The organism is Pontibacter amylolyticus (genome assembly GCF_014638845.1).
Taxonomy (GTDB): Bacteria; Bacteroidota; Bacteroidia; order Cytophagales; family Hymenobacteraceae; genus Pontibacter; species Pontibacter amylolyticus.
On the sequence record NZ_BMFP01000004.1, the window covers coordinates 418,369 to 431,337 of the forward strand.

The 12,969-nt window shown below is 54.3% G+C and carries 11 protein-coding genes; 1 reads left to right on the top strand and 10 read right to left on the bottom strand.

Going from position 1 to position 12,969, the window contains the following annotated elements; genetic code table 11:
• Positions 1-30: 30 nt before the first annotated feature.
• The 10 genes from meaB to IEV97_RS12480 all read right to left on the bottom strand — a co-directional run bounded on the left by meaB (position 31) and on the right by IEV97_RS12480 (position 11,537).
• Positions 31-1,011 carry a methylmalonyl Co-A mutase-associated GTPase MeaB gene (meaB, locus tag IEV97_RS12435; RefSeq protein WP_188501796.1) on the bottom strand — a complete coding sequence of 327 codons (981 nt, stop codon included), beginning with the start codon at positions 1,009-1,011 and terminating at the stop codon, positions 31-33.
• A 260-nt stretch (positions 1,012-1,271) separates the two neighbouring features.
• The gene (locus IEV97_RS12440; protein WP_188501797.1) at positions 1,272-2,423 is read right to left on the bottom strand and encodes a WD40 repeat domain-containing protein; all 1,152 of its coding nucleotides are present in this window, start codon (positions 2,421-2,423) and stop codon (positions 1,272-1,274) included.
• 152 nt (positions 2,424-2,575) lie between these two features.
• Positions 2,576-4,156: an alpha,alpha-trehalase TreF gene (gene treF, locus IEV97_RS12445; protein ID WP_229733926.1), complete on the bottom strand. Its 1,581-nt coding sequence runs from the start codon at positions 4,154-4,156 to the stop codon at positions 2,576-2,578.
• A 346-nt stretch (positions 4,157-4,502) separates the two neighbouring features.
• A complete protein-coding gene (locus IEV97_RS12450; protein ID WP_188501799.1) occupies positions 4,503-5,051 on the bottom strand; it encodes a hypothetical protein in 549 nt (182 codons plus the stop codon).
• Between the two features lie 141 nt (positions 5,052-5,192).
• Complete coding sequence (locus tag IEV97_RS12455; protein ID WP_188501800.1) at positions 5,193-5,600, bottom strand: hypothetical protein; 408 nt, start codon at positions 5,598-5,600, stop codon at positions 5,193-5,195.
• A gap of 171 nt (positions 5,601-5,771) precedes the next feature.
• The gene (gene scpA / locus IEV97_RS12460; RefSeq protein ID WP_188501801.1) at positions 5,772-7,916 is read right to left on the bottom strand and encodes a methylmalonyl-CoA mutase; all 2,145 of its coding nucleotides are present in this window, start codon (positions 7,914-7,916) and stop codon (positions 5,772-5,774) included.
• Between the two features lie 100 nt (positions 7,917-8,016).
• The gene (locus IEV97_RS12465) at positions 8,017-8,508 is read right to left on the bottom strand and encodes a GNAT family N-acetyltransferase (protein WP_188501802.1); all 492 of its coding nucleotides are present in this window, start codon (positions 8,506-8,508) and stop codon (positions 8,017-8,019) included.
• Positions 8,509-8,772: 264 nt separating this feature from the next.
• The gene (locus IEV97_RS12470; protein WP_188501803.1) at positions 8,773-9,243 is read right to left on the bottom strand and encodes a YybH family protein; all 471 of its coding nucleotides are present in this window, start codon (positions 9,241-9,243) and stop codon (positions 8,773-8,775) included.
• Positions 9,227-11,065 carry a methylmalonyl-CoA mutase family protein gene (locus tag IEV97_RS12475; RefSeq protein WP_188501804.1) on the bottom strand — a complete coding sequence of 613 codons (1,839 nt, stop codon included), beginning with the start codon at positions 11,063-11,065 and terminating at the stop codon, positions 9,227-9,229. Before IEV97_RS12475 ends, IEV97_RS12470 begins: the two co-directional genes overlap by 17 nt.
• 91 nt (positions 11,066-11,156) lie before the next feature.
• On the bottom strand, positions 11,157-11,537 hold the full coding sequence (locus IEV97_RS12480) for a YkvA family protein (RefSeq protein WP_188501805.1): 381 nt from the start codon (positions 11,535-11,537) through the stop codon (positions 11,157-11,159).
• Positions 11,538-11,602: 65 nt separating this feature from the next.
• Between IEV97_RS12480 and IEV97_RS12485 the strand changes: the two genes are divergently transcribed.
• The gene (locus IEV97_RS12485; protein ID WP_188501806.1) at positions 11,603-12,934 is read left to right on the top strand and encodes an amidohydrolase; all 1,332 of its coding nucleotides are present in this window, start codon (positions 11,603-11,605) and stop codon (positions 12,932-12,934) included.
• Positions 12,935-12,969: the final 35 nt, after the last annotated feature.

Sequence of the window (12,969 nt, forward strand, 5' to 3'; positions counted from 1 at the left end):
GCCGGTGCAGCGATGTGCCGGCTGTTTTTTTTATACTAGCCTGAGCAACTCCGCCGCTGCCGCAAACGCCGACTTTCTGCCTTCCTTTACTTCATCGGCTATACCTGGCAATAGGTCTTTCACTTGCTTATGCGCAAAGAAATTGTCCTCCAGTCCCTGGCGTATGGCTTCGTACATCCACTGCAGGTTTTGGTCGTGGCGCTTCTTCTCAAAAAATCCGTTCTGCTGTGTAAGCTCCAGGTATGCCGCTATGGTTTGCCAGATGGTATCAAGGCCGGTTTGCTCTAATGCTGAACACACAGAAACCTTCGGGAGCCAACCGGAGGCCGCCATGGGGTATAGGTGCAGGGCGTTCTGGTATTCGGCGCGTGCGGCCTTGGCTTTCATGGCGTTCTCGCCGTCGGCTTTGGTAATGGCAATGGCGTCGGCCATCTCCATAATGCCGCGCTTTATACCTTGCAGTTCATCGCCGGCGCCCGCCAGCATCAGCAGCAGAAAAAAGTCGACCATAGCGTGCACGGCCGTTTCCGATTGTCCTACGCCCACCGTCTCCACAATAATGGCATCAAAACCGGCCGCTTCGCAGAGGATGATCGACTCGCGGGTGCTGCGGGTAACGCCACCCAGTGATTTGCCGGCGGGGGAGGGACGAATATAAGCCTGCGGATTGACGGAGAGCGATTCCATGCGCGTCTTGTCGCCGAGTATGCTGCCTCCTGTGCGTTGTGAGGTCGGGTCGATGGCCAGCACGGCCAACTTCTTGCCCTGCGCCTGAATCAGGTAATTGCCGAAAGACTCAATAAACGTACTCTTGCCCACGCCTGGCACGCCTGTTATACCTATCCGCACCGATTTGCCGGCATGCGGCAGCACCTGGTTGATAACGTCCTGTGCCAGATCCAGGTCAGAAGCCAGCCGACTCTCCACCAGCGTAATGGCACGACTCAGCATGACACGGTCGCCGGCCAGGATGCCCTCTACATACTTATCAGCACTGAAACGTTTTGCCAAGGCGGTATAGCGTTAGGTATAGAATCGATTGCCTTACAAATTTAGAATTTATGCGTTACCGAGCCAGCATTCTTTTATGAATCACGACACACGTATCACGACTTCTTCAGTGAGAACCCGACAAAGGATTATTTGACAAAGGACAAAAGATTTTTTTGTCGGCTATACCTGTAAGTGAAAGTCTTTTGTCACAATGTCTATTGTCTTTTGTCCAGGAGAAGTCGTGCTTCGTGATACATATGTCGTTATACGTTAAAGGACTACCTTACATTAGCAGACCTTCCGCCGCCCGACTGTATACCTTGCGGGAAGTTGGGCAGGCCCAGGTCGCTCTTGCGACCACCCAGGTGAAAGCCCGCGTCTACATAGCCGCTTTCCTTGCCCAACGCATTCGGGTTGTTGATCACACCTAAGTGAATGTTATCCTGACGGGCTACATACATCTTGCCATCCGGACCGAGCTGTATGGCGCCTATACGCGGGCTGCCGGAAGTGCCCACTACCACGGCTGATTTGGCAATAGCCGCTTCGTCGCCGGCTTGCAGATCGAATTGGATGATCTGCGCCTTGCCGCCGCCCTTGCCGTTCGCGGTGCCATAAAGCTTGGTGCCATCCGGAGAAAAGCACACGCCATAAGCCTCTTCATAGCCTTTCAGCAAAACAGGATCCGACACCTCACCAGTACTGCGGTCGAAACGGAGCACTTCGAAATTGCTGTCGCTGTCCCAGAGGGCGGCGGCCAGGCGTGTGCCGTCAGGAGAAGGAACGAGGTAACCAATGGCTTTGCGGTGCGCGCCTCCATGTACGGTGCCCACGTTGCTCATCACAGGCTCCACGTTCACGCCCTCGGCCGTCACCAGATAGGCCATATAGGCATTGCTGTTCCAGCGGTGCGCAATCACCCACCAGTCGCGGTTGTTGCTGTGGCGTATGGCCGTAAGCTTTTCGGTGGCCGGCGCGATCAGGAACACGTTGCGGGCCGTAACGGCCCCGTTGCCTTCGTCTTTGTTTATGTTAACCACACTATAGCGCAAGCCGTTGGACTGCGCCTGTATGTCGGTCGTAAAGATGTAAAAGACGCTGTCAGCAGCAGGCTTGGGTACAATCAGGGCGGATTGGGTGGAGGACTTCATGCCCATCAGGCCGTTGCCGTTTGGCATCACGCGGTGGTGTTTGTTCCAGACCGTGATGCCGTTGGTATAGAACAGCAGGTTGCCCGCTTTGTCAGAAATGGTGGCGCTGCCTTCCTCGGTTTGCAGCCTGCTGTTGACTACTGCTGTTACCGTATCGCCCCTGAAGATGAGGCCGGCTCCCTTGCCGAAGTACCAGTTGGAGGTTTCGCCCTGGGCAAAAGCTGTGAATGAGCCCAGGAGCAAGGCAATTGCCGCTATCGTATGTTTAAACTGAATCATGGCCTGTTTTTCTGTATAACGCTCCTATTACAAACTGAGTGCCAGTTTCTGAATCAATCTATGGAGCAGGTATAGCACGTGTCCTGTATACCTGAACTATGAACGAAACTCCTGCCTTATACTTGCCATGCCGTCGTAAATCAGGTATAGCTTTAGTGGTCTTGCATCAGGACAGGCTCTTTCTCCGTTACCGGCCGAAGCTCAGGGTATAGCGTGATCAGTTTAAGGAACACGCCGTTGGTCCATCCGAAGCCATCCTGGTTGGGGTACTCCCCACCGCCCGCTTCGAGTTCGAGGTTTTCTACGTTATACTTTTCCACCATTTTACCGGTGTTTTCATGCACCTGGGTGCCCAGTGTGATCCAGCGGGTGGCAATGGTGCGGGCCAAATCTTCGTGACCATAATTGCGCAGTGCCTGTATGCTCATCCACTGCAGGGGAGCCCAGCCATTTGGGGCGTCCCATTGCTGGTCGGTGTGGACAAGGGTCGTCGCCAGTCCGCCGGCCTTCAGGAAATCGTTTCGCAGACGTCCGGCTACGGCCGCTGCCTGGCGTCGCTTGGCCATGCAAAAGTAAAGCGGGAAAACGGCAGCCAGCGTAGGGATGTTGGTGGTAGTTCCTTTCACGAAATCATAATCGTAAAAGAAGCCGTCTCCATCGTGCCACATGTGTTGCAGTATGGCTTTGCGACGGGCTTTGGCCTTCTGTCGGAACAGCCGGGCCTCTGCCGGGTCGCGCTCCAGTTCAGCCATCTCAGCGAGCGTCAGTTCCATGTGGAAAAGGAGCGAGTTGAGGTCCACGGGCAGGATGTCGGTGGTGTGGATCGTACTTAGGTTTTGCTTGTCGGCGAACCAGCGGCTGCTAAAGTCCCAACCCGACTCGGCCGCCGCCCTAATGTGGCGGTATACCTCCTCGTGGTCTCGTCCGGACTCCTGCGCGATGTGCACATCTTCTTTGTAAGACTCCGGACGCGGAGCCGGCTGGTCGTCCCAGTAGCGGTTGAGGATGCTGCCATCCGGTAACAGCACCACCCGGCGGTGCATTGGGTTGGCAGAGGTAAGCTGTTCGGCCCCATTCATCCAGAAAGCATACTCCCTGCGCAGTGCGGGGGCATACTTGAGTAATACATCACGGCCTAACTCTTGTGTGAGCAGGTGCAACATAAGCGCAAAAAATGGCGGTTGCGAACGACTCAGGTAATAGCTGCGGTTGCCGTTCGGTATATGGCCGGTGGTGTGGATCAGGTGTGTGAAGTTATCGACCATGTGCTGGATCAGCGCCTTTTCGCCGCTTACCTGCAGCCCCAGCATGGTGAAAAAGCTGTCCCAGTAGTAGATTTCCTGAAAGCGGCCACCCGGCACCACATAAGCATGAGGGAGAGGCAGCAGCGATCCGCCGCCATCGTCCGGCATGCGGGTAAGCACGGGCCAGAGGCGCCGTATATGCGCTGTTACAGGTAGGCTGGTGTCGGTCGTGAAGTTGGAGGATGGCTGTGTTGGCAGCAGAAAATGCTCCAGCACAAATGCTTTTAGATCAAAACTAGGACGCTGGCGTTGCTCCCGGTAGGCCTGCAGAATAAACGCTGGCTCCTGCAGGGGCACACAGTCTGCAAAGGTCTTGGAGTCCGGGAACACGGGCAACAACTGCACATCGCGGAAAAGCTCCTGCAAATCGGTCTCCGGTCGGTATTGCGCCTGTACCGGCGATGGAGCGTAAATATAGGATAGAAGCAAAAGAACCAGATTTAGTAAGAAGTATGATTTTTTTGATTTGCCTTGCTTCATAGTCAGCGCCTATTATATGAATGTGTATTCATACGAATTAACGAAGCATGGGGTCAAGTATACTATTATGCAACCTGGTACACAAGCCCTCATCCTACATGATGGCCTGTTTCCTGAATACATGTAGGAAAATCTTGAAAAAATCAGGGATAACTGAAATGAGTGGAAGTGTTACTATGGTTATATAAAGAAAGCAGGGAGCCTGATTTACAAGCTCCCTGCTTTGCTAAACTTAACTGTATAGAGGGCGTACAGTCCCTCTGTTGCTGAATATCTACTTTTTAGTTCTGGAAGATTAATTGCCAGAAGTCGAACTCGTTGTAGAGCCTGTTGTGGTGCCGCCAGTTGTGGTCGTACCAGTTGTCGTGCCAGTGCCCGTCGTAGTTCCGGTCGTCGTACCTGTTGTCGTTCCGGTAGTTGTACCCGTTGTGGTACCAGTGGTCGTTCCGGTTGTAGTACCCGTCGTCGTGCCGGTAGTTGTTCCTGATGTAGTACCGGTAGTGGTACCAGTTGTTGTTCCGGTGGTAGTACCAGTTGTTGTTCCGGTGGTAGTACCGGTCGTGGTGCCCGTTGTTGTGCCTGTGGTGGAACCAGTGGTCGTGCCGCCGGTCGTGGTCATACCTCCAGTGGTGGTACCGGTTGTTGTCGTACCAGTAGTGCCGCCTGTGGTAGTGCCCTGCATGCCGGCGGTATCTTCCATCATGTCAGAGTCTTCCATCGTATTGTCTTCCATGGTGTCAGAAGGCCTGTCTGTGTTAGTGCCCTGGTCTCCGCTGCAGGAAGACAGTAAAAGTGCTGAACTTACAAAAAGAGAGGCCGCTGCCGTTTTCCAAATCATTTTCATAGCTTACTGGTTTTTAGTTTCACATCCTCTCTTTTACGGGTAATAAAAGGATGAGCCTGAAAATTTTAGTCGCAATTAGTGGGAGGTAATTACTTAATCGTCAGTAAGTATTAATGGATGGTAGACCTGATAACGGCTATGTTAGCGACTGAAGGGATGTCGCACAAAGGATATCTGCCCCATAGCGTCTTTTTCGTAGCGGGCCAGGGTATTGCCATTGTACTGCGCATCGAAGTTGGGCTGCTCGGGCACTACCTGGCTTGGAGCAGGTTGACTGTTCAGAAAGAAGTATACCCGTGTGGTGCCATACTTGGTATGCGGCATAAAATTGCCATAAGCTTCCATTTCCTCCCAAAGCGTGTCATTCACGGTTACAGCATAGATCCGCACAATCGGGCCGGTGTTATTCTCGTTGCGGTAAAAGGCCACTTCCTTAAAATCGCCGTTCAGGTCATCGACGCTGGGCAGGGAAAAGGAATCATAGATGAAGTAGATGATAAGGGCAGCTGTGAGGCTTACTAAGATGTATTTCGCTGGTTTTGATAACATAAGGCAATTGTATAATTGCCACAAAGGTACAGCTTTAAAAGGGCTATGGCAAAGCAGTGGTAAGCCGTATACCTGCCAGAAACCGGCGTGTGACCCGAGAACAGTGTTTACTGGAAATGAAAAAGCTGCAGCCGACCTTAGTCAACTGCAGCTTTCAACTCTTCAAGTTAATTATTCCTCCACTCTCCTGATCAGCTTCTCCAGAATGTTCTGGGCAGCTACGGAAATGATGGTACCCGGACCGAACACGCCTTCAGCGCCGGCCTTGAACAGGAAGTCGTAGTCCTGGGCAGGTATAACGCCACCCACGATCACCATAATGTCTTCGCGGTCGAGCTTGCGGAGTTCTTCGATCAGCTGCGGCACCAGCGTTTTGTGGCCGGCTGCCAGCGAGGACACCCCCACTACGTGCACGTCGTTTTCAGCAGCCTGCATGGCTACCTCGGCCGGCGTCTGGAACAGCGGACCGATGTCTACGTCAAAGCCAAGGTCGGCGAAGGAAGTGGCAATGACCTTAGAGCCGCGGTCGTGACCGTCTTGTCCCATTTTGGCGACCATAATGCGCGGTCGGCGGCCTTCCAGTTCCTCGAATTGGTCTGCCAACACTTTGGCCCGCTCGAAGTTCTCGTCGTCGGAGAGTTCGGCAGAGTAGATGCCTGAAATGGATCGTATCACAGCTTTGTGTCTTCCGTAAATTTTCTCTAATGCGTCAGAAATCTCGCCCAGCGTGGCACGCAGACGGGCGGCGTTCACAGCCAACTCCAGCAGATTGCCTTCACCGGATTCAGCGGCCACCGTCAATGCTTGGAGGGCTTCTTCAACCGCCTGGGTGTAGCGGTTGTCTTTTACCTGGGCCAGTCGGCGGAGCTGCGATTCGCGCACGGCCGTGTTGTCGATGTCGAGGATGTCGATTTCCTGGATCTGGTCCGGGCGGTACTTGTTCACCCCCACGATCACGTCCTTGCCGGAATCGATGCGGGCCTGCTTGCGGGCAGCGGCTTCCTCGATGCGCATTTTCGGCAGACCGGTTTCAATGGCCTTGGCCATACCTCCCAGCTCTTCCACTTCCTGAATCAAAGCCCAGGCTTTGTGGGCAATCTCGTGCGTGAGGGCCTCCACATAATAAGAGCCTCCCCATGGGTCCACCACTTTGGTGATGTTGGTTTCCTGCTGCAAGTAAATCTGCGTGTTACGGGCAATGCGTGCAGAGAAATCGGTTGGCAACGCAATGGCCTCGTCGAGTGCATTGGTGTGCAAGCTTTGGGTTCCGCCAAGAGCGGCTGCCAGGGCCTCCACGCAGGTGCGGGCCACGTTGTTGAAGGGGTCCTGCTCGGTCAGACTCCAGCCAGAGGTTTGGCAGTGTGTGCGCAGCGCGAGCGATTTCGGGTTCTTCGGGCTGAACTGTTGGATCAGCTTGGCCCACAGCATACGGGCGGCGCGCATTTTGGCGATCTCCATGAAATGGTTCATGCCGATGGCCCAGAAAAAGGAGAGGCGTGGAGCGAACACATCAATGTCCATACCTGCCTTCAGACCGGTGCGCACATACTCCAGGCCGTCGGCCAGGGTATAGGCCAGCTCGATGTCGGCGGTGGCGCCGGCTTCCTGCATGTGGTAGCCCGAAATGGAAATCGAGTTAAAGCGCGGCATGTGCTGCGAGGTATACTCAAAGATATCCGCGATGATCTTCATGCTCGGCTCTGGCGGGTAGATGTAGGTGTTGCGCACCATGAACTCCTTCAGGATGTCGTTCTGGATCGTGCCGCTCAGCTGCTCCGGCGTCACGCCCTGCTCTTCGGCAGCCACAATGTAAAAGGCCATGATCGGCAGCACTGCCCCGTTCATCGTCATCGACACCGACATCTCGTTCAACGGAATCTGGTCGAAGAGGATCTTCATGTCCTCCACCGAGTCGATAGCCACACCGGCCTTGCCCACGTCGCCTTCTACGCGTGGGTGGTCGGAGTCGTAGCCGCGGTGCGTGGCCAGGTCAAAGGCTACCGAAAGGCCTTTCTGTCCGCCGGCCAAATTGCGGCGGTAAAAAGCGTTGGATTCCTCGGCGGTGGAGAATCCGGCATATTGGCGGATGGTCCAGGGCTTCTGCACATACATGGTGCTGTAGGGGCCGCGCAGGTAGGGCGGCAGACCAGCGGCAAAGTCCAGGTGCTCGAAGTGTTGAACGTCCTCGGAGGTATAGTAGCTCTTGAGCGGAATCTGCTCGGCCGTCTTCCAGTTCTTCGGTGGCATTGGGTCTTTGGGACCATGCTCCACCGAAGCAACTTTGTTGATATTTATGTTCGAAAAGTCAGGTTTCATATTTCATTTTTGAATGAGTGAATGAGTGATTGTGTGAATAAATCTACTCCTAAATCGTCTCATCTCTCTGATATTAACATCTTATAACAGGTTAATAGGTTTATGAAATCAGATCATACCGTTGTTCTGTCAGTGCTTTGCCAAAGGCAGTGGAAGGTTTCTCTTCCGTCAGCTTAAAACCATAGCGTTTATACAAAGCGATGGCGCCTTCCTGTTCATGGGTCGTCCAGAGGAAGGCGGAGGTATAGCCCTTCTCCCTGTAGAAATCCATGAACAGGTCCATCAGTTTTCTGCCCAGCCCAATGCCTCTGAATTCCGGCTCGATCAGGAAGCACCTTAACTGGGCCGCATTCCCAGGGCGGTGCATCAGGAGGAGCGATCCAACGATCCTGCCTTCATGCTCGGCTAGCCATGCCCGGTCTTTGTTTGGGTCGTACTGGCTGAAAAATTCGTGCAGCCCCTGGGCCACGTAGCTTTCAAACTCGATCCCATAGTTGCACTCGTTACTGTAAAGGGCACCGTGGCGGAACGTAATGTAGCCAAGGTCTCCTGGTTTTAGCTCCGTTCTGATGGTAAGGTCACTCAGTTGCATGATTTAATTTATTGAGTGAATTAGTGATTGAGTGCATGAGTGATTTTATTAAGACATCCTGCACTTCATCGTAATTCAAATTATTGCCTCATGTTTAGTGCGTTAGTGAATGCGTTATTGAATGATTTTTATCCATTTAGGGAGTGTCGGATGAATGATTGGGCAAGTGAAATTTGTAAACTTCAAATAATTCCCAATTCACAAATTTACTTAACCTTCAATCATTAACTCACTCAACCACTCATTCACTAACTCAGTCATTGTCTAACTCGCGTGCTCAGCGGTAATCACCCAGCGGCCATTCACTTTCCTCCAGAGCTGCGACGATACTCCGCCCATCAGTTTTTTGCCCTGCAGGTCGATCTTCCAGCGGTACACGTAGTACACAGCCTCCGGGCCTACCTGCTCAATGTGCAAGGGTTCGTAGGAATAGGCGCCCATTTTGCTGCGGTCCGTGAAGTCGGTCTTGAACATGTCCAGCACTTGTTGCCAGCCTTGCTCGGTGCCGTTGCGGCTGATCCAGAGCATGTCCGGCGACTCCCAGTAAAAGTCCATCGCCTTCTCCAATTCGCCCTTGTTCCAGGCAGCTACCTGCCCGTCGAGGGCCTGTTTTACTTCGGTGATCGCGTCGCTCATAGTCGCTGTTTTGTTGTTTTTGAATGTAAAGGCTGTCGCGATAAACAGCAGTATACCTGCTGCCAGGTATAGCACCCTGTTTTTATTGCTTACCACCATTGTTCTCTTCGCGCTCCAGGCGCTTCTGCACCAACTCGAGTATGGTGGACATGTCGCAGTCCTCGAAAATAAACTCGTCGTAGCCGTGGGCTACCAGTTCGTCTTTCATGTGCTGCGGATCGTCGGCCATGATGATGGTCGGTTTGGCTTTGTGCTGGCTGATCTTGGGACCGAACTCGCGGGCATAGGTTGCTTCCGAAGTGGAAACGACCACTACCTCAGCGGCTGCGTGCAATAGCCTGGTAACGGCGGTTTCCACGTCGTCGTACTGCTGTACCTCTGTCTCAAAGCCGGCACAGCTGAAGAACTCCTTCGCGAACGAGGCATTGATGTGGCGCTTGGCTGCCTGCCCGATCACGGCAACAATCGCTCTCGGACGGCGCTTGCGCTTGCGCAAATGCAGCTCGGTTGCCATGCGCATCACCTCTGTCGGGTAGGCGGCACGAGTCGTGTCGAACTCGGCGCGTTGGATCAGCTCCTCCGGGTCGAAGTCAATCTGCTCTTTCGGGTTCGGGTATTTGTTGGTGCCCACCAGCACCATGCGGCCCGTTGCGATGTCGCGGAACTTCTGGCGACTCACTTCGGTGATAGAGCTCAGGATAAAACCATTTTCGTAAGCGGCCTCAAAACCTCCCTGTGCTTCCACTTCTTTAAATAGCTCCCATGCTTTTGAGGCCAGTTCGTTGGTGAGCGACTCGAGGTAGTAGGAGCCGGCGGCAGGGTCCACGGCTTTGTCCAGGTAGGATTCCTCTTTGAGGATGATGGACACGTTGCGGGCGATGCGCTCCGAGAACTCGTCTGAATCCTTGAAGGTGCTGTCGAAAGGCAGCACGGTGAGCGAATCAGCGCCGGCGAGAACGGCCGACATGGCCTCCGTGGTCACGCGCAGCATGTTCACGTAGGGGTCGAGCGTGGTCTGGTACCAGCTGGAAGTCGTGCTGTGGATGCGCAGCTTGGCGGCCAGTGCCGGGTCAGCCTGGTAGGCCTCTGCCACAGCGGACCACAACAGGCGAAGCGCACGCAGCTTGGCGATCTCGAAAAAGTAATTGGTGCCGGCTCCCATGCAGAACAGCATGTTGCGCAGCACCGACTCCAGTGGCTCACCGGCTGTGGTAAGGCGATCGGTATAGGCCACGGCAGCACTCAGGGTATAGGCCACTTCCTGCGTGAGTGAAGCGCCGATGCTACTGAAATTGGTGCCGCAAACCGTCACGCCGTAGAAGTCAGGACTATCTTTGGTCAGGTCGAGCACCTGGGTGATGGTTTTGATCTCTTCTTCGCTGAGCTGGCCATTTCCAGACATCGGGTCGTAGTTCAGAAAGCCCTTCAGGTTGCGGTGCGAGGTGTTCTGCTCCGAAAGCGAGGTATAGAGCCTTTTGAGGAAGGCTGTCGGGTCACTGCCCAGGGTATAGCTGACAGACTGTGTGGTCAGGTCGAGCTGCCCGGTCAGGTAGGCGACATCAAAAGCCTGCGGATCTTCCACGATAAAGAGAACGCCGTCGGCGCCCCTGCCCAGGGCATCAGCCGCTTTGTCGATGGCAGGTATACCGTTGCCAAGCGCTTTTATTTTCTGGATGTTCTGCCAGCCGTTGTCACTGCCGGTGGTGCCGCGCAGAAAGGGAAAGTCGCCGGGTTTTTGCTGCGCAAAGGGCAGGTGCTGAATGTCTTCGCGGGTATAGTAGGGCTTGATCGTAATGCCTTCATAGGTATGCCAGTCCAGGCTTTCGAGTGGGGTCTCGCGCAGGTCCTTCTGCGCGCGCGCCGCCCAATCGGCTGCCGTGCCCGGCTTGAATTCTGAGAATAGCTTCTGCTCGTCAGTCATCGTGTAGGGGTGTTATTTCCTGTAAATATATACTTTCTCTTGCAGCTTATGAAAAGCGGGAAGAAGGTCTGGCCGTTTTACCACTTTGAATTTAGTCTACGTGAACCACAAAGCGCAGGTATAGCCAAAAACCCAATAAGAGCCAGACCAGGACAATGACAGCCGCCATGAAGTAGTTGGGCTTTCGTTCCAGAAGCTGTTGCCTGGCCTTTACGCGGTACTCCGCTACAACCTCCGCGGGCAGCAGCTTCAGGGAGAGCCAGATGCCGAGCGGGAGCAAGATCAGATCGTCGAGATAACCCAGCACAGGTATAAAGTCCGGTATCAGGTCGATCGGGCTGAAGGCATAGGCAACCGTGAGAATCAGTACTACCTTGGCAAAAAATGGCACGCGCGGGTCGCGGTAGGCCAGGTATAGGGTATAGATGTCCTCTTTGAGTTTGCGGACGGTGGCTTTCCATTGCTGCAGCATGGATTGTTGTACGGCTATTCCAAAAAATATGTAGCTTTAGAGGAAGCAAACACTTGATCTTAAAAATGATACAGCCTTATACCTTCTTTCAAAAAGCACTGCCCCTCTGCCTGGGGCTGCTCATGACTGTACCTGCCCTTGCGCAGGACTCCAAACTGCTGGCCAGGGCCAACACCATGGCCGATAAACTGGAGCCGAAAGTGATCGAGTGGCGACGCGACTTTCACCAATATCCGGAGCTGGGCAACCGCGAGACCAAGACAGCCGAAAAGATTGCAGACCACCTGCGCAAACTAGGTATAGAGGTACAAACGGGCGTGGCGCATACCGGTGTGGTGGGCATCCTGAAAGGTGGAAAGCCCGGCCCGGTCGTGGCCCTGCGCGCCGATATTGACGGTCTGCCGGTGACGGAGCGAACGGATGTGCCTTTTGCTTCCAAAGAGCGCAGCACTTACAACGGACAGGAGGTAGGGGTGATGCACGCCTGCGGCCACGACACGCACATCGCCATGCTGATGGGAGCGGCTGAGGTGCTGGCAGGTATGAAAAAAGACTTGAAAGGAACCGTGAAATTTATCTTTCAGCCAGCGGAGGAGGGATCTCCGGTAGGGGAAGAGGGCGGCGCCGCTCTGATGGTAAAAGAGGGCGTGCTCGACAAGGGGCCGAAACCGGAAGTGATCTTTGGACTGCACATCAACTCGCAGACGGAGGTGGGCACCATCAAGTATACGCCGGGCGGAACTATGGCGAGCGCCGACATTTTCCGCATCAAAGTAAAAGGCAAGCAGTCGCACGGCGCCTACCCCTGGTCAGGTATAGACCCGATCGTGGTGTCCGCTCAGATCATCAACGGCCTGCAAACGATCATCAGCCGACAGACGCAGTTGCCGGAAGGCGCCGCCGTGATCACGGTGGGCAGCATTCATGGCGGGGTGCGCAACAACATCATTCCGGAGGAGGTGCTGATGGAAGGCACCATCCGGGCGCTGGACGTGGACATGCAAAAGAAGCTGCACGAGAAGCTGAAGCTCACCGCCACCAAAATTGCAGAAGCCAGTGGAGCAGCTGCAGAAGTGGAGATCATCCCACAAACACCGGTTACCTACAACGACCCGGCCTTAACGGAGCGCATGCTCCCAACCCTGCACACCGTGGCAGGCCGCGACAAAGTAGTGCTGGCCAAGGCGGTGACCGGCGCCGAGGATTTTGCGTTCTACCAGGAGAAGATACCGGGCTTGTTCCTTTTCGTTGGCGGGATGTCAAAAGGCAAGAAGCCCGAAGAAGTAGCCCCGCACCACACACCGGATTTCTTTATAGATGAAAGCGGCCTGACGCTAGGCGTAAAAACCCTCACCAGCCTGACTTTGAACTACATGGAAGGAAAAGGCAAAAGGTAAACAGGTATAGAAAAGCCTCCCTCAACTAGTAATGA